This is a genomic window from Paracoccus pantotrophus, from assembly GCF_008824185.1.
GTDB classification, from domain to species: Bacteria; Pseudomonadota; Alphaproteobacteria; order Rhodobacterales; family Rhodobacteraceae; genus Paracoccus; species Paracoccus pantotrophus.
In genome coordinates this window covers 143835-160423 of sequence record NZ_CP044425.1, presented here as the reverse complement: position 1 = coordinate 160423, position 16589 = coordinate 143835, and the positions used below count along the sequence as shown (strand labels likewise).

At 68.8% G+C, this 16589-nt stretch carries 19 protein-coding genes and 3 pseudogenes; 11 read left to right on the top strand and 11 right to left on the bottom strand.

The features are described from left to right. Positions 1-5 precede the first annotated feature (5 nt). Positions 6-206 carry a YgaP family membrane protein gene (locus tag ESD82_RS08685; protein ID WP_024845950.1) on the bottom strand — a complete coding sequence of 67 codons (201 nt, stop codon included), beginning with the start codon at positions 204-206 and terminating at the stop codon, positions 6-8. Positions 207-499: 293 nt separating this feature from the next. Further along, positions 500-955 (bottom strand): c-type cytochrome, encoded by a 456-nt coding sequence (locus ESD82_RS08680; RefSeq protein ID WP_024845951.1) that lies wholly within the window; start codon positions 953-955, stop codon positions 500-502. A 170-nt stretch (positions 956-1125) separates the two neighbouring features. Between ESD82_RS08680 and ESD82_RS08675 the strand changes: the two genes are divergently transcribed. After that, positions 1126-1446, top strand: a complete 321-nt coding sequence (locus ESD82_RS08675; RefSeq protein ID WP_024845952.1) for an ArsR/SmtB family transcription factor — start codon at positions 1126-1128, stop codon at positions 1444-1446. 136 nt (positions 1447-1582) lie between these two features. Here the strand turns inward: ESD82_RS08675 and ESD82_RS08670 are convergent, their stop codons facing one another. The 5 genes from ESD82_RS08670 to ESD82_RS08650 are packed head-to-tail and all read right to left on the bottom strand — an operon-like array spanning position 1583 to position 4003. After that, positions 1583-1957, bottom strand: a complete 375-nt coding sequence (locus ESD82_RS08670) for a TIGR01244 family sulfur transferase (RefSeq protein WP_036748473.1) — start codon at positions 1955-1957, stop codon at positions 1583-1585. Next, a complete protein-coding gene (locus ESD82_RS08665; RefSeq protein WP_074991074.1) occupies positions 1958-2404 on the bottom strand; it encodes a DUF6691 family protein in 447 nt (148 codons plus the stop codon). A gap of 1 nt (position 2405) precedes the next feature. Further along, entirely contained in the window at positions 2406-2837 is a 432-nt protein-coding gene (locus ESD82_RS08660; protein ID WP_024845605.1) for a YeeE/YedE family protein, read from the bottom strand. Continuing rightward, complete coding sequence (locus ESD82_RS08655; protein WP_024845606.1) at positions 2834-3109, bottom strand: YgaP-like transmembrane domain; 276 nt, start codon at positions 3107-3109, stop codon at positions 2834-2836. Before ESD82_RS08655 ends, ESD82_RS08660 begins: the two co-directional genes overlap by 4 nt. A 15-nt stretch (positions 3110-3124) precedes the next feature. After that, on the bottom strand, positions 3125-4003 hold the full coding sequence (locus tag ESD82_RS08650) for an MBL fold metallo-hydrolase (RefSeq protein ID WP_024845607.1): 879 nt from the start codon (positions 4001-4003) through the stop codon (positions 3125-3127). 337 nt (positions 4004-4340) lie between these two features. On the opposite strand from ESD82_RS08650, the pseudogene cydD reads away from it, so the two are divergent. From cydD to cydX, 4 genes and pseudogenes are all read left to right on the top strand, one after another. Continuing rightward, positions 4341-6049: pseudogene (gene cydD, locus ESD82_RS08645) on the top strand (thiol reductant ABC exporter subunit CydD). Between the two features lie 17 nt (positions 6050-6066). After that, positions 6067-7506 (top strand): annotated as a pseudogene (locus tag ESD82_RS22510) (cytochrome ubiquinol oxidase subunit I). Positions 7507-7510: 4 nt separating this feature from the next. After that, positions 7511-8579, top strand: a pseudogene (cydB, locus tag ESD82_RS08630) (cytochrome d ubiquinol oxidase subunit II). A 15-nt stretch (positions 8580-8594) separates the two neighbouring features. Beyond that, positions 8595-8717, top strand: coding sequence for a cytochrome bd-I oxidase subunit CydX (gene cydX, locus ESD82_RS08625; RefSeq protein ID WP_074991057.1), 123 nt, complete (start codon positions 8595-8597; stop codon positions 8715-8717). Between the two features lie 274 nt (positions 8718-8991). Here the strand turns inward: cydX and ESD82_RS08620 are convergent, their stop codons facing one another. Then, on the bottom strand, positions 8992-9426 hold the full coding sequence (locus ESD82_RS08620) for a hypothetical protein (RefSeq protein ID WP_147429346.1): 435 nt from the start codon (positions 9424-9426) through the stop codon (positions 8992-8994). A gap of 309 nt (positions 9427-9735) precedes the next feature. On the opposite strand from ESD82_RS08620, the gene ESD82_RS08615 reads away from it, so the two are divergent. From ESD82_RS08615 to ESD82_RS08600, 4 genes are all read left to right on the top strand, one after another. Further along, a complete protein-coding gene (locus tag ESD82_RS08615) occupies positions 9736-10050 on the top strand; it encodes a ribbon-helix-helix domain-containing protein (RefSeq protein ID WP_024845615.1) in 315 nt (104 codons plus the stop codon). 100 nt (positions 10051-10150) lie between these two features. Next, positions 10151-10546, top strand: a complete 396-nt coding sequence (locus ESD82_RS08610) for a VOC family protein (RefSeq protein ID WP_024845616.1) — start codon at positions 10151-10153, stop codon at positions 10544-10546. A 49-nt stretch (positions 10547-10595) separates the two neighbouring features. Further along, entirely contained in the window at positions 10596-11138 is a 543-nt protein-coding gene (locus ESD82_RS08605) for a twin-arginine translocation pathway signal (RefSeq protein WP_024845617.1), read from the top strand. An 11-nt stretch (positions 11139-11149) separates the two neighbouring features. Then, a complete protein-coding gene (locus tag ESD82_RS08600; protein ID WP_024845618.1) occupies positions 11150-12730 on the top strand; it encodes a GMC family oxidoreductase in 1581 nt (526 codons plus the stop codon). A gap of 42 nt (positions 12731-12772) precedes the next feature. Here the strand turns inward: ESD82_RS08600 and minE are convergent, their stop codons facing one another. From minE to minC, 3 genes are read right to left on the bottom strand one after another with little or no spacing between them, the layout of a single operon-like run. Beyond that, a complete protein-coding gene (gene minE / locus ESD82_RS08595; RefSeq protein ID WP_024845619.1) occupies positions 12773-13051 on the bottom strand; it encodes a cell division topological specificity factor MinE in 279 nt (92 codons plus the stop codon). Position 13052: 1 nt separating this feature from the next. Beyond that, on the bottom strand, positions 13053-13874 hold the full coding sequence (minD, locus tag ESD82_RS08590) for a septum site-determining protein MinD (RefSeq protein WP_024845620.1): 822 nt from the start codon (positions 13872-13874) through the stop codon (positions 13053-13055). Between the two features lie 21 nt (positions 13875-13895). After that, positions 13896-14642, bottom strand: coding sequence for a septum site-determining protein MinC (gene minC / locus ESD82_RS08585; protein ID WP_024845621.1), 747 nt, complete (start codon positions 14640-14642; stop codon positions 13896-13898). A gap of 236 nt (positions 14643-14878) precedes the next feature. Here minC and ESD82_RS08580 point away from each other — a divergent pair, with 236 nt between their 5' ends. Then, positions 14879-15526, top strand: coding sequence for a phosphoribosyltransferase (locus ESD82_RS08580; protein ID WP_036748218.1), 648 nt, complete (start codon positions 14879-14881; stop codon positions 15524-15526). Positions 15527-15617: 91 nt separating this feature from the next. Next, positions 15618-16586: a TRAP transporter substrate-binding protein gene (locus ESD82_RS08575; RefSeq protein WP_024845623.1), complete on the top strand. Its 969-nt coding sequence runs from the start codon at positions 15618-15620 to the stop codon at positions 16584-16586. Positions 16587-16589 lie beyond the last annotated feature (3 nt).

Here is a 16589-nt window from a genome sequence, read left to right as displayed (position 1 = left end):
AACTTTCAGAAGGCGCAGCCGGGTTTGATGCCGAGCTTGCGGAAGATCATGGCCGCCGGGCAGAAGCCGGTAAAGGCGGATTGCAGCAGGTTCGCGCCGACAAAGACCGTCAGCCAGACGAACAGGGGCGACACCCAGACGGTCAACACGACGGAAAGCAGGACCATGAACCCTGCAAAGGCAAGAATGATGCGGTCAAGTGTCATCGGAAAACTCCAGAACAGCCGATTGCCGATAGTATATACATATCTTCGTATAATACGTTTCAAGGGGAAAGTCCTTGCCGATGCCGCAGAATCGGCTGGCGGCCCCTGCGACATTTCGCCTTGGCGCCGGTTCAGGCCGCCGGCGCGCGCCATATGCGGCCATCTGCAGGATCAGATCAGCCGGCAGATCGCGCGGGCCCGGCCCCGGATGCAGGGGCTCCGCCACGGCAGGGCCCCTGCATCCGGATCATCTGCGCGGACCGACAAATGCTTGGGCGGCACCGCCGCGCATCCTAGAAATCCTTGGCGCGATAGCTGTCATGGCAGGCCTTGCAGGTCGCACCGACCTTGCCGACGGCGGGGGCAAGCGCCTCCTGCCCCTCGCCGGCGACGCCCTGCAGCGCGGCGACCGCCTCGCGGAAGGCCATGCCCTTGGCACGGTAATCCTCGGTCTGTTCCCAGATCGCCGGCAGGGCGCGGGTCTTGCCGGCCAGCTCGGCATTCGAGGTTCCCGGCATCAGCAGGTCGTCATGCAGGTATTCCGACAGCAGCTTGAGATCGCCGGCCAGCGCCCGTGCCCGTTCGGCGTCATAGGGCGCCTTGCCCTGCGCCATGGCCGCCAGCCCGCCCATCTCCAGGTTGACCAGGCTGAAATAGCCGATGCGCGCGGCGGCAATATCGCCGGGCTCGGCAGCCTGGGCCAGGGCGGGAACGGACAGGGCGGCGGCGGCCAGAAGGATCTTGTGCATGAAAATCACCTTTTGCTTGCGTTTGAGGGCTTGCTGATGCGTTTTATGTGAATTGCCGTAACATTCGGATTTTCGAAGATTAATGCGGCAAACTGTCGCGATGCCGGCTACTGAAAGACCGATGGGGCGTGCATCTTGACCGTATATTCGCAATAATGTAGCTATGGTGCATGAGCGTCGATGTCAGCATAGATCCCGAAAGCATGCGCGCAGCCGCCGACGAGGCCAGCGACCTTCTGAAATCGCTTGGCAACCGTCATCGGCTGCTGATCCTGTGCCAGCTGGTAGAGGGCGAGAAATCCGTGGGCCAGCTTGCGGAATTCCTGGGCATCCGCGATTCCACCGTGTCGCAGCATCTGGCGCTTCTGCGCCGGGACAAGATCATCCTCGGCCGGCGCGAAGGGCAGACGATCTGGTATCGGATCGAAAGCCAGCCTGCCCGCAAGGTCATGGAAGTGCTCTACGACATCTTCTGCGGCACCCAGGACTGATCCGGCAGCCGCCGGGCCAGCACCCGATGCCGCGCAGCCTGCGGATAGCCCGGCGATGCGGGCTCGGCTTCGACTGCCCAGGCCCGGGCAATCTTCCTCGCGGGCGCCCGGCCCATTGCCATGCCGCGGGCCGGGCTCATGCCCTGCCGGCGGCCGGCTGCTGCCGGCACAGGGCATAGAATGCCCGCACCCGCATGCCCGAACGGCACCAGCCCAGCACCGGCCCCCCGGCCTCGGCCAGGATGCAACGGAACGCCGCGATCTGGCCGGCCGAAGGCTGGCCGGAAACCGGAATATGGCGCGCGGTCAGGCCAAGGCGCGCGGCCGCGGCAGCGATGGTGGCGAAATCGGGCTGGCCACGCTCCTCGCCATCGGGGCGAACGCAGACCAGCACCCGGAACCCCGCCCCCGCGACCGCCGGCAGGTCTTCGGGGCAAAGCTGGCCGGTGGCCGAGAACCGGTCGTCGATCTTGCGAATCCGCGGCTTGCCGCGCCGTCGAAAGGGCCACATTCATGCCCCCTGCCGATCGGCGGCAGAACGGGCCGCGACCCATCGCTGCCCTGTTTTGACGATTGCGATTCCAGCGGCCATTGTTGCGGAGAAGAGGACGGGTTCTGGGCGGATGAGGCCGATGGCGGGGATGGCGCCGCCGGGGCAGAATCCCGAGAGCCCCCAGCCCAGGCCGAACAGCGCCGATCCGCCGACCAGGGCCGGGTCGATGGCGCGCCGCTCGGGCAGGTGGAAGCGCAGCGCCAGCACCGGCGCCGGCCGGCGCAGCACCAGCCGGTAGCCCGGCAGGGCCACCGCCAGCGCGCCGCCCATCACGAAGGCCAGGGACGGATCCCAGGCCCCGGCAATGTCGAAGAAATTCAGAACCTTCGCAGGGTTGGCCATGCCCGAGACCGCAATCCCCGCGCCAAAGACCAGCCCGATCAGCAAGGCCGACAGCAAGACCATCTCAGAACCCTCCCGCAAGATGGCGCGTGGCATAGACCGTGGCCCCGGTCGCCAGCATGAAGCTCAGCGTCGCCACCAGCGAGCGCGCCGACAGCCGCGCCAGCCCGCAGACCCCGTGGCCCGAGGTGCAGCCGCCGCCATAGCTGACCCCGATCCCGACCATGAGCCCGCTGAGCGCCGTCCAGCCCAGCGGCACCGGGCTGGAGAAATCCACCGCGACCCCGCCCAGCCGCACCAGCAGCAAGGGCGCCGCCACCGCGCCGGCCAGGAAGGCCAGCCGCCAGCCGCCGCCCGGCGCGAAGGCCCCGGCCAGGATCCCGGTCATGCCGGCGATGCGGCCGTGCAGCGCCATCAGCAGCACCGCCGCCAGCCCGACCAGCCCGCCGCCCAGCAGCGATTGCACAGGGGTGAACTCGGTGGTGAACGCGGTCATGCCCCGCCTCCGTCTTGATGATCCCCGTCCTGGCGATCCCCGTTCCCGCGATCCCCAGCTTCGCGCCCCCCGCCTTCCAGGCCGCGGGTGATGCCCGGCAGCGCCCAGACCGGGCAGAAGCGCAGCGCCGCGGTCGCCAGCAGCACCAGCCCGGCCAGCGCCGCCGCCCCGCTCCATGCCGGCGACAGCCCGGCCAGCAAGGCCAAGAGCACCAGCCCGATGCCCAGCACCAGCCGCAGCGCCCGCTCGGCGGTTCCGATATTGATCCGCATCCTTCCTCCTCCGCCTCAGTCCCAGGGCGCCTGCAGCAGGTCCAGCGGGATCTTCAGGTAGCGCCGGCCGTTCGCCTCCGGCGCGGGCAGCCGGCCGGCATTGGTGTTGACCTGCAGCGCATGCAGGATCAGCTTGGGCATCGGCAGGGTGCGGTCGCGCGCCTGCCGCGCCGCCACGAACGCGGCCTCGGTGCGGTATCGCGCCATGTGGCTGTTCCTGGCCTTCTGCTCGGCCACGGTCGATTCCCAGGCCGGCGCCCGCCCGCCCTGGCAATAGTCGTGGCCGGTGAAGACCCGCGTCGCGTCCGGCAAGGCCAGGATCGCCTGGATCGAGCGCCACAGCGCATGCGCGTCGCCGCCGGGGAAATCCGCCCGCGCCGTGCCGCTGTCGGGCATGAACAGCGTGTCATGCACGAAGGCCGCGTCGCCGATCACATAGGAGATCGAGGCCAGGGTATGGCCGGGCGAGAACAGCACCCGCGCCGGGATCGAGCCGAGGCGGAAGGTCTCGCCCTCGGCGAAAAGCTTGTCCCATTGCGAGCCGTCGGCGGGAAAGTCCGGCCAGTTGTAGAATTCCTTCCACAGTTTCTGCACCTCGACCACCTTCTCGCCGATGGCGGTGGGGGCGCCGGTCCTGCGCCTGAGATAATCGGCGGCCGAGAAATGGTCGGCATGGGGATGGGTGTCGAGGATCCATTCCAGCGCGTAGCCCTTCTCGGCGATGAAGGCGAGGATGCGGTCGGCCTCGATGGTGGCGGTGGCGCCGGATTTCTCGTCATAGTCCAGCACCGGGTCGATGACCGCGCATTGGCCGGTCGCCGGATCGGCCACCACATATTGCACCGAGCCGGTGCGCGCCTCGTAGAAGCCGGTCACTTCGGGCGCGGGTGCCAGGGCCGCCGGGCCCGCATCGGAACCGGGTTCGGCCTGCGGTTCGGCCTGCGGTTCGGAACGGGTGGCGGGCCGGGTGTCGGAACCGGGATCGAGATCGAGATCGAGATCGGGTGTCGAGACCGGGCCGGCGGCCGAGGTCGGGGCATGGCGCATCGAATACTCCTCCTGCACGCAGATCGCGCGTCGCAATAAAGCATATTCAAGTATGCGAATATATGCAAGGCCGCCGGAGGGGGATGCGTCGTGTTGCCCCGCTGCATCCATGCGCTTCATCATCCATGCATCCTTCCGAAGATAACGTGTCGCCTGATCCGACGCGAACCACAAAGACATCACCATGTGCGAATCTGAACGGCCTTTGCGGCATCCGCCCTCGGCCAGCGGCGGGGGCGTCGGCCCTCCTGCCCGGCTTGCCTGCGCCCTGGCGGTGGCGGCCGCGCTTCTGTGGTTGCCCCCAGGCCGGCATCCTGGCCGTCGCGGTGGCCGGGATCGGCGCGGGAACCGGCGCGGCCTCGCTGGCGGGGCCGGCGCTCGGCGTGCTGGCGCTCGGCGTGCTGGCGCTGGAGCGCCTGCGCGCGGGGCTCGAGGCGCTTGGCGGCAGGCTGGCCTGGCGCGCGGCGCCGGCCCGGCTGTCGGAGCTGCGCGGCCGGGCGGTGGCGGCGCTTTCGGCGCGCTCGCCGCTCGATGCCGGGCGCATGCCCTCGGGCGAGGCGGCAAGCATCGTCACCGAACAGGCCGAGGCCGTCATGCCCTGGCTGGCGCGGTTTCGGCCCGCGCGGCTGAAGGCGGCGGTGCTGCCCCTGGTCATCCTCTTGGCGATCCTGCCCCTGTCCTGGACGGCGGTACTGGTGCTGCTGGTGGCGCTGCCGGTGTTTTCGGTCTTCATGGTGCTGGTCGGCTGGAAGGCCAAGGCGGCGAGCAAGGCGCAGATGGTCGAGGTCGGCGGCATGAACGCCTTCCTGCTGGACCGGCTCCGCGGCATGGCGACCATCCGCAGCCTGGGCGCCTTCGAGGCGACGGCGCTGCGCGTCAGGGCCGATGCGGAATCGCTGCGCGCGCGGATCATGGCGGTCTTGCGCATCGCCTTCCTGACCTCGGCGGCTGGAGCTTTTCGCGGCGCTCGGCGTGGCGATGGTCGCGGTCTATATCGGTTTTCACCTGCTGGGCGCCCTGCCCTTTGGCGCCTGGGGCGACAAGCTGACGCTGGCCGAGGGCCTGTTCATCCTGCTGCTGGCGCCGGCCTTTTTCGAGCCTTTGCGCGAATTGTCGGCGGTCTGGCACGACAAGGCGGCGGGCGAGGCCGGGATGGCCGCCTTGCAACGGGCGGCCGCGCCGGGGATGGCGCTGCCCGGCGCCGAGGCCGAGGCCGCCGCCCCGCCAACCGCCGCCGCCATGGCGCTGCGCCTCGAGGATCTGCGCTTTCGCCATGCCGGCGCGGCGGAACCCGGCGCCGCGCTCAGCCTGACCGTCGCGCCGGGCGAGCGCGTGGCGCTGGTCGGCCCCAGCGGCTCGGGCAAATCGACGCTGCTTTCGCTGATCGCCGGCCTAGCCGCGCCCGATTTGGGGCGGATCGAGATCGACGGCCGGCTGCTCGACACGTAAGCCGCCGCCGCATTGCGCGCCCGAATGGCCTGGATCGGCCAGGCTCCGCATATCTTCGCCGGCTCGCTGGCGCAGAATGTCACGCTGGGCCGGAGCCTGGACGCCCCCGACAGCCTGCCGCAGGCGCTGCGCATGGCCCGGCTGGACCAGGTCGCGGCCCGGCGCGGCAGCGCCCCGGTGGGCGAGGGCGGCACCGGCCTGTCCGGCGGACAGGCGCGGCGGCTGGCGCTGGCGCGGGTGGCCGCGACACCGCAGGCCGGGCTGATCCTGGCGGATGAGCCGACCGCGCATCTCGACGCTGCCACGGCGGCCGAGATCACCGAGGGGCTGCTGGCGCTGGCCCGGGGACACACGCTGATCGTGGCGACGCATGACCCGGAACTGGCGGCGCGGATGGACCGCATCATCCGGCTGGACGGCACCGGAATGGAGGCGGCGGCATGAGGCGGCTGGTCCGAGACATGGCGCCGGTGCTGGCGCTGTTCGCCGCCGAAGGGCGGCGCCGGCTGTGGACGGAGCGGCGCCGGCGGCGGTAACGGTGCTGGCGGGCATCGCGCTTTTGGGCCTGTCGGGCTGGTTCATTACCGCCACCGCCATTGCCGGGCTGACCACGGCCACGGCGCTGGCCTTCGACGTGTTCATGCCCTCCTCGGGTATCCGGCTGCTGGCGCTGGGGCGCACGGCGGCGCGCTATGGCGAGCGGCTGGTGACGCATGACGCGACGCTGGCCGTGCTGGCGGGCCTGCGCGGCTGCTGTTCCGGCTGACCGTGGATATCGACGCGCTCGACGTGCTTTACCTGCGGGTGCTGGCGCCCCCGGCCGCGGCCTTGGCCACGGCGCTGGCGGTGGGGCTGGCCCTGGGGCTGATGCAGCCGCTGTTGGGGCTGGCGGTCTTTGCCTTCCTCGTCGCGGCCGGGATCGGGCTGGCGCTGGCCGCGGGCCATGCGGCCGGGCTGGGGATGCGCCGCCGCGCCCAGATGACCGAGACCCTGCGCGCCCGCACCATCGACCTGATGCAGGGCCAGACCGAACTGGTCATGGCCGCCCGGCTGGGCGCGCAGCGCCGGGCCATCGCCGATGCGGATGCGAGGCTGGCCGCGGCCGAGGACCGGCTGAACCGCATCGACAGCTGGGCGGGCTTCGGCTACCTGGCCTCGGAACACCAGAAGATGAAGCTCGCCGCCATCGAGGGCATGTGGGAAACCCAGCCGGCGCCGGCCTCCTTCACCCTGGTCGGCATCCCCGACATGGAGGAGCGGACCAACCACTACGCCATCCACATTCCCTGGGTGATGGGCCTGATCGGCACCCGCTCGCTGATGCAGGAAATTCCCGGCATCCTGGAGCTGGTGGACAAGGCCGAGGACCGCATCCGCAACGGCATCATCGCCTATGACGCCCTGCAGGACTATCGCGCCGCACCCTCGCGCGATGCGGTGCCGCCCGAATCGGTGCGGGCCTTCGAAGAGCATGGCGACGACATGGGCTATGCGCTGCTGCTGACCAAATATGTCGAGGATCCGCGCGGCGCGACCGAGGAACAGATCGCCCAGGCGGCCTGGGATACCGTGCCGCATGTGCCGACGCTGTTCTGGGCCTTCCGCATCATGGTGGGCATCGGCTTCGTCAACATGGCGCTGATGGCGGCCTTTGTGATGGTTTCGGCCCGCGGCACGATCACGCGCCGGCCCTGCCCTGGGCGTGTTGCCCACGGTCGCCGCCGCCTCGTCGCTGACGGTGCCGACAGTTCTGTTCACCATCGCCGGCTTCACCCTGCTCTATACGGTGCTGATCGTGATCGAGATGCGCCTTGATGCTGGCCGCGATCCGCTAGGGGCCGCAGCCCGACCACGGGCCCGAGGCGCCGCTTCTGCCCGCCCGTTTCGTTGCCGCGGAGTAAGACCATGATCCTGCACGAATTGCTGACCTATGAAACCCTGCGCGCGATCTGGTGGGTGCTGCTGGGGGTGCTGCTGATCGGCTTTGCCGCCACCGACGGCTTCGACCTGGGCGTGGGCATGCTCTTGCCCTTCGCCGGCCAGACCGACCCGGAGCGCCGCATCGTCATCAACACCATCGGCCCGGTCTGGGAGGGCAACCAGGTCTGGCTGGTCCTGGGCAGCGGCGCGATCCTTGCCGCCTGGCCGCCGCTTTACGCGGTGTCCTTTTCCGGCTTCTACCTCGCCATGTTCGCGATCCTCGCCGCGCTGATCCTGCGGCCGGTCGGGTTCAAGTATCGCTCGAAACGCGAAAGCGCGCGCTGGCAGCGCAACTGGGACTGGGCGCTGTTCATCGGCGGCTTCGTGCCCTCGCTGATCTTCGGTGTCGCGGTCGGGAACCTGCTGCTGGGGGTGCCCTTCCGGCTGGGCTCGGACCTGCGCATCTTCTACGACGGCGGCTTTTTCGGCCTGCTCAGCCCGGTCGCCGGGCGGGCGCGCCGCTTCGGCCGCTGGGCGGCCATGGCCACCGTGCTGCTTTACGCGGCGGGCGGGCTGGCGCTGTGGCTGTTCGTGGACGGCGATCGCATCGCCGGGGCCGTCGACCCGAACGGGCCGTCGAACCCGCTGGCCAAGACGGTCGAACTCGCGCCCGGCGCCTGGTTTGCCAATTACGCCGCGCATTCCTGGATGCTGGCAGCCCCGGCCTTCGGCTTCCTGGGCGCGCTTGGCGTGCTGTGGTCGCTGAAAACCGGGCGCGAGGTCCGCACGCTTTTTCTGAGCAAGCTGGCGATCTTCGGCATCATCTCCTCGGTGGGGCTGTCGATGTTCCCCTTCATCCTGCCCTCCTCGGTCATGCCGGGGGCGAGCCTCACGGTCTGGGACGCCTCGTCCAGCCACCTGACGCTGTTCATCATGCTGGTCTGCACCGGGATCTTCCTGCCGATCATCGCGACCTACGCCGCCTGGGCCTACAGGGTGCTGTGGGGCAAGGTCGAGGAAAAGGAACATCACCGGGGGCGGCCACGCTTACTGAAAGGACAACAACGCAATGTGGTATTTCGCATGGATCCTGGGCCCGCCGCTGGCCGTCACCTTCGCGGTGCTGAACGCGATGTGGTTCGAGATGATGGAGGACAAGGCCGCCGCCGGGCAGGACAGCGAAAGCGCCTGAACGGGAGATGAGCCTGGCCCGGACGCCGCGGCACGCGCGTCCGGGCCCCTTTCTCCGGGCCCCTTTCTCCGGGCCCCTTTCTCCGGGCCCCTTTCTCCGGGCCCCTTTCTCCGGGCCCCTTTCTCCGGGCCCCTTTCTCCGGGCCCCTGCGTCCGGGGCCCGTTATGATCGGCCCCCGTCCGGCAGCCCGGACTGCCCGCCCCTCCAGGGCCGCACAAACGACAAGGCCGCCCGGCAAGGGCGGCCTTTCCTTTCATGTCGCCCCGAGGCGGGATCAGAAGCTCAGCACCGTGGTGTTCTCGGCGATCAGTTCAGCGGCCATCGCATCGGGCTTGGCCGGCGTCACACCCTCCAGCAGCACCGAGGCATCCGCGCCCTTGCCGGGCAGGTAGATGGCGCAGACCTGCACCTTGACGCCGTTCTTCTCGATCATCTGCTGCATCAGGCCCTGCGGGCTGGCACCTTGCGGCGGCTGGCCGGCGGTCGCGGTCTCGGGCGCCTCCTTCAGCGCCATGTCGCCGGCGGGGCCGCATAGCAGGATCTGCGCCTCGGCCCCCTTGGCCACGGCGTTCATGGTCAGCACCATCGCCATCAGCTGGGTCTGCGGCTCGGGCGCGGTCAGGATGGTCACGAGCTTGCGCCCCTCCTGGGCCGAGGCGGGCAGCGCGGCCGCAAGGACAAGAGCGGAAGCGGCGAGCAGGGATTTCATCGGATTCTCCTGATGCAAGGTGCAATAATACGCATTTGCGTATATTTCATCCGGCAATCCGCCGGGCAGCGGCTTATTGTCGCCCCACCCGCGGCCCGGATCGACCGATACCGGTCCGGCCACCGCACCGCGACCGCCGCCGACCCTGGCGATGCCCGCCACATGGGTTGCCCCGCCGTGCCGGGCCGCATTCGATGCCGGTCCCGCACGCCGGTTCCGCGCCGGACAGGCCGCGGTGCAAGAAACTGGCATGGCTCGCCCGTCGTGCTATGATCGGGGAACTTGCCGAGCCAGTTTGGGAACCATGCCATGTGCGAAGTCTTCTCCCGCCAGGATCCGCGCCGCTATCAGCCGACGACCCGCAAGCTGCGGCTGAACGGGCAAAGCACCTCGATCCGGCTGGAACAGGCCTTCTGGGACATCCTGGACGAGATCGCCGCCGGCGAGGGCATGGCCACGCCCGCCTTCCTGTCCACGCTGCAATCCGAAGTGCTGCAGCTGGGTGGCGAGCCGGTGAATTTCACCTCGCTTTTGCGCTGCGCCTGCCTGGTGCAGCTGGAATTGCGCGGCCGCGGCGCGCAGGATTTTCGCAAGGCCGCGCAGCAGGTGGCGCAGGCCGCCTGATCGCGGCATCGCGCAAGAAATCCGCCGCGTGGTAGCATGATGCTACCCGCGGGGCCGGCGTCCTTCCGATACTGGTGCAAAGACCGGAAAGGAAAGCCGCATGGCCAAGATGATTCATTCGATGATCCGCGTGCTGGACGAGGCGCGCTCGCTGGCCTTCTACAAGGCCGCCTTCGGCCTGGAACCGGTCGAGCGGCTGGATTTCGACAGCTTCACCCTAGTCTACCTGGCCAATGCCGAAAGCAGCTTCGAGCTGGAGCTGACCATCAACAAGGGCCGCGAGCAGCCCTATGAGCTGGGCGACGGCTACGGCCATCTGGCCGTCTCGGTCGAGGATGTCGCGGCCGAACACCGGCGGCTGACCGATCTGGGCCTGGCCCCGCGCAAGCTGGTCGATTTCGCCCCCGGCGGCGAGGTCATCGCCCGCTTCTTCTTCATCAAGGACCCGGACGGCTACGAGATCGAGGTGCTGCAACGCGGCGGCCGGTACCTCTAGGCAGGCGGCCCGCCGGGAGGGGCGGGCCAACCAACTCAGGGAGGAGCAAATGACTGTCATCCACAAATCCCCCTCTGGCAGCGATGTCAGGGGGCTGACCCGGCGCGGCCTGCTGGCGCGCGCCATGGCGGCGGGGGCGACCTTCGTGGTCGGCTCGGGCTTCGTCGCCGCCCGCGACGCGGCCTGGGCGGTCGAGACCGCGGCGCTGAAGCCCGAGACCATGGCGGTGCTGATCCAGATGGCCCGCGACATCTATCCGCATGACCGCATCGCCGACCGCTTCTATGCCATCGCCGTCAAGACGCATGACAATCCCGAACAGGCGCCGATGATCGAGGAAGGCGTGGCGGGGCTGAACCTGGTCGCCCAGGCCCAGGGCTTCGACACCTACCTGGCCGCGGGCTGGGAAAAGGACCGCGTCGCCATGCTGCGCCTGATCGAGCACACGCCCTTCTTCCAGACCGTGCGCGCCGGGCTGGTGACGGGCCTATACAACCAGAAGGAGGTCTGGCCGGTCTTTGGCTATGAGGGCGAGAGCTTTTCGCAGGGCGGCTATATCGAGCGCGGCTTCAACGACATCGACTGGCTGTGAGGGAGGCGGAGATGGCTGACAATGTAGCGAAATTCGGACATGACGACGCCTCGGTCGTGGTGGTGATCGGCACCGGCTCGGGCGGCGGCGTGCTGGCCAACGAACTGGCGCAAAGGGGCGTCAAGGTCGTGGCGCTGGAGGCGGGCGGGCGCTACCTGCCCGAGGATTACATCAACGACGAATGGGACAGTTTCGCGCAGCTGAGCTGGGGCGACATGCGCACCACCTCGGGCGACTGGCGGGTAGCGCGGGACTTTGCCAACCTGCCGGCCTGGATCGTCAAGGCGGTCGGCGGCACCTCGATCCACTGGGCCGGTGCATCGCTGCGCTTCCAGGAACACGAGTTCAAGGCGCTGACGACCTATGGCCCGGTCGATGGCGCCAGCCTGCTGGACTGGCCGATCACCCTGGCCGAGCTGGAGCCCTATTACGACCTGGCCGAGAAGAAGCTGGGCGTCACCCGCACCAACGACCTGCCCGGCCTGCCGGGGAACAACAATTACCTGGTGTTTGAAAAGGGCGCCAAGGCCCTGGGCTACAGCCAGGTCTCGACCGGCCGCATGGCGATCAATTCGGTCGATTACGACGACCGCATGGCCTGCCAGCAGACCGGCTTCTGCTTCCAGGGCTGCAAATGGGGCGCGAAATGGTCGGCGGCCTATACCGACATCCCGCGCGGCGAGGCGACCGGCAACCTAGAGGTCCGCGACCATTGCCACGCCACCCGGATCGAGCATGACGAGGACGGCAAGGTCACCGGCGTGCGCTATATCGACCGCGACGGGACCGAGCAGTTCCAGCGCGCCCGCATCGTCGCCGTCGCCGGCAACTCGATCGAAAGCCCGCGGCTGCTGCTGGCCTCGGCCTCGGAGCGGTTCCCGGACGGGCTGGCGAACAGTTCGGGCCAGGTCGGGCGCAACTACATGCGCCACACCACCGGCTCGGTCTATGCGATCTTCGAACGCCCGGTGCGGATGTGGCGCGGCACCACCATGGCCGGCATCGTCCAGGACGAGGCGCATCACGACCCCGCCCGCGGCTTCGTCGGCGGCTATGAGCTGGAGACGCTGTCGCTGGGCATCCCCTTCATGGCGGCCTTCATGGATCCCGGCGGCTGGGGGCGCGAGTTCACCTCGGCGCTGGACAGCTATGAAAACATGGCCGGCATGTGGATCGTGGGCGAGGATCTGCCGCAGGAAACCAACCGCATCACCCTGAACCGCGGCGAAAAGGACCGATTCGGGCTGCCGGTGCCGAACGTGCATTACGACGACCACCCCAATGACATCGCCATGCGCAACCATGCCTATGCCGTGGGCGAGCGGATCTATCGCGCGGCGGGCGCAACGCGGATTCTGCCGACGCCGCCCTACCCGTCCACGCATAACCTGGGCACCAACCGCATGTCGGAAAACCCGCGCGACGGGGTGGTGAACAAATGGGGCCAGTCCCATGACATCCCGAACCTGTTCGTCTCGGACGGTTCGGTCTTTACCACCTCGGCAGCCGAGAACCCGACCCTGACCATCGTCGCGCTGGCGATCCGGCAAGCGGAACATATCGCCGCCGAGATGGAAAAGGGCGCGCTGTAAGCCCTGCGCCCCGCCCGCCAGGGGCAGGGCCTGTCGGCCTGCCTAGCTGGCGGGCCGCGCCTTCGCCGGGCTGGCATTGGGCAGCTCGATATTGATCTCGAGGCTGGACAGATCGTCGCTGCGCTCAAGCTTGATGTCGACCGCATCGCCGTCGATTTCCATGTGCCGGCGCACCACCTCGAGGATGTCGCGCTGCAACAACGGCAGAAAGTCCGGGCTGGTCGTCCCGCTGGAACGCTCATGCGCAAGCAGGATCTGCAGGCGCTCCTTGGCGGTTTGCGCCGAACTGGGCTTTCGCTGACGGAATGAGAAACCGAACATGTCAGGCCGTCCGTCCCAGAAGCCTCTGGAAGAAGCCGCGGCGCTGGTCGCCGGGGCTCACCCGCATCTCGATCTGCTCGCCGACCAGCCGGCCGACGGCGTCCAGATAGGACTTGCCCGCCGGCGATTTCTCGTCCAGCGAGACCGGCGTGCCCTCGTTCGAGGCCTTCAGGACCGAGGTGCTTTCCGGGATGATGCCCAGCAGCGGGATGGCCAGGATTTCCAGCACGTCCTCGACGCTCATCATGTCACCGTTGGCCGAGCGGGCCTGGTCGAAGCGGGTCAGCAGCAGCTGCGCCTTGACCGCGCTGCCGTCGCCCTTTTCGGCCAGCGCCGTCTTGGAGTTCAGCAGACCCAGCACCCGGTCGCTGTCGCGCACGGACGAGACCTCGGGGTTCGTCACCACCACGGCCTCGTCGGCGTAATACATCGCCAGATGCGCGCCACGCTCGATCCCCGCCGGGCTGTCGCAGACGATATAGTCGAACTCCTCGCGCAGCTCGTCCAGCACCGCCTTGACGCCTTCCTTGGTCAGCGCGTCCTTGTCGCGGGTCTGCGAGGTCGGCAGGACATACAGGTTTTCAAGCCGGCGGTCCTTGATCAGCGCCTGCTTCAGCTTGGCGTCGCCCTGGATGACGTTGATGAAGTCGAAGACCACGCGGCGTTCGCAGCCCATGATCATGTCCAGGTTGCGCAGGCCCACGTCGAAATCGATCACGGCCGTCTTGTGGCCGCGCATGGCAAGCCCCGCGGCGATGGCGGCAGAGGAGGTCGTCTTGCCGACGCCGCCCTTGCCGGAGGTGACTACGATAACCTTGCTCACGAGCGTTTCCTTTCTCATGGGTTATTTGAGGGACTCGATGCGCAGCACCTCGCCCTGAAGATAGACCTGGACGTATTGCCGCGGCGTGTCGGCCCCCAGGTTCTCGCTGGTGCGGTAAAGCCCGGCAATGGCCAGCAGCTCGGCATCAAGCGCATGGCAGAAGATGCGGGCCGAATCGTCGCCGTTGACGCCGGCCAGCGCCCTGCCGCGCAGCCGGCCATAGATGTGGATGTTGCCGGCCGCGATCACCTCGGCCCCGGAACTGACCGAGCCGACGACGATCAGGTCGCCGCGATCGGCAAAGACCGTCTGCCCCGAGCGCACGGGCTGCGAGATCAGGCGGTTCGCCGGCTCTTTCGGCGCCGGCGCGGGGGGCGGTTCGGGGCGGCTGCCCTGGCGCGAGACGCGCTCCAGCGCCGCGTCGCGCCCGCCGGGCAACGAGATCAGCCCGGCCTCGGCCGCGGCCTGCGCCTGCGCGGGCGTACCGCTCTGGATGCCAAAGACCGACAGCTTGCGCCGGCGCAGCTCGGCGGTCAGCTGCATCAGATCCTGGGCCCGGTCCAGCCCCTCGGCCTGCTCCAGGTCGATGACCAGCGGCGCATTGTCGAAAAACAGCGGCGTCTGGTTCAGCCGCGCCTCCAGCGCCTCGAAAAAGGCACGGTCCGGCCGGCCGCTCAGATGCAGCGCGATGGCCGTGAAGGTGCGGCCGCGGATCTGTAAAGGCTTCACGGTCGCCACGGCCTGCACCGCGCTCTTGCCGGATTGCATCTGTCTGCTCGGTCCCGCTCTGTTCTTCGTATCGGACGGGCTTGACCCGCCCGTTCCCTGGGCCATCTTCCTAATACGTCCGGGCCGCAGCGTCCATCGGCATCTGCCGCGCCGGCCGCCTTCGGCGGAACCGTGCGCAGCGATGATGCAGCCACCACCCCTTTCCGGCCACGGGAACATTCCCCGGCGGCGGGGGGTTCGGTTCGCGGATAACGCATGGGAAAAAGGAAGGCGGGATGTTCGCAGATCGCACGGATGCCGGCAGACAGCTTGGCGCCGCATTGTCCGGGCACCGGGGCGAGCCGCTGCTGGTCCTGGCGCTGCCGCGCGGCGGGGTGCCGGTCGGGCTCGAGGTGGCAAGGGTGCTGGACGCGCCGCTGGACGTCATCCTGGTGCGCAAGCTCAGGGCGCCGGCGCATCCCGAACTGGCCATCGGCGCCATCGTGGACGGCGCGCCGCCGCAATTGCTGCTCGACGACCAGCTCGTCGCCGCGACCGGGGCGACGCAGGATCACATCGCCGCCGAAAAGGCCCGGCAGCTGCGCGAGATCGAGCGCCGGCGCCAGGCCTATCGCGGCGGCCGGCCGGCGCCCGAGACCTGGGGCCGGACGGTGATCGTCGTCGATGACGGCATCGCCACCGGCGCCACCATGCGCATCGCCCTGAAGGCGCTGGCGCGGTCCGGCGCGGCCAGGGTGATCGTCGCCGTCCCCGTCGCGCCGCCCGACGTGCTGGAGAAGATCCGCGCCGAGGCCGACGAGGTCGTCTGCCTGCGCACGCCCGAGCCGTTCCACGCCGTCGGCCTGCATTACCACGACTTCGACCAGACCAGCGACGAGGAGGTGGTCCGCGCCCTGGCCGAGGCCGACCGCAACCGGGCCTGAACCTCGCCCGCGCCGCCGCCGGCCGGCAGCGGGATTGCACATTGCCGTCATGTGGCGCTAAATCCCCGCCGGACAGCGGAAGGGATTCAGCATGAAACACGTCTTTGCCGCGGCGCTTCTCTGCGCCGCCGTCGCCGCGCCTTCGTTCGCGCAGGAGATCAAGATCGGCTACGCCCTGGCCGAGGACAGCCATTACGGCGCCGGCGCCAAGGCCTTCGAGGCCTCGCTCAAGGAAAGCCTGGGCGACCAGTTCAGCTTCCGCCACTTCCCGTCCTCGGGCCTGGGCGGCGAGCGCGAGGTGCTGGAGGGGCTGCAGCTCGGCACCGTCGAGATGACCATCGCCTCGGACGGCACGCTGACCAATTTCGTCCCCGAGGTCGGCGTCCTGGGCGTGCCCTTCCTGCTGCGCGACAAGGACCATGCCCGCAAGGTGCTGGACGGCGAGATCGGCCAGGAGATGCTGGCCAAGTTCGAGCCCGCCGGCCTGCACGCGCTGGCCTGGGGCGAGCAGGGCTTCCGCCACATCACCAGCAATCGCGGCGCGGTCGAGGCGCCCTCGGACCTGAACGGGCTCAAGATCCGCACCATGGAGAACCCGGTGCATATCGAGGCGTTCCGCGCCCTCGGCGCCGCCCCCACCCCCATGGCCTGGCCCGAGGTGATCGGCGCGCTGGAACAGGGCGCCATCGACGGGCAGGAAAACCCGCTCTCGGTGATCGTCTCGGCCAAGCTGAACGAGGTACAGAAATACCTGACCCTGGACGGCCACGTCTATTCCTCGACCATCATCCTGGTCTCGCCCGCGCTGTGGAACGGGCTGGACGACGCGCAGAAGGCGGCGTTCGAGAAGGCGGCGAAGGACGCGGTCGTCGCGATGCGCGCCTATGTCGACGAGGTCGATGCCTCGGGCGTTGCCGCGATGAAGGATGCCGGGATGCAGGTGAACGAGCTTTCGCCCGAGCAGAAGGCCGCCTTCCGCGAGGCGCTGGCCGGACCCTACCAGCAATATGAGGCCCAGTTCGGCAAGGAGCTGATGGACCGCATCCAGGCGGTCGAGTAAGCC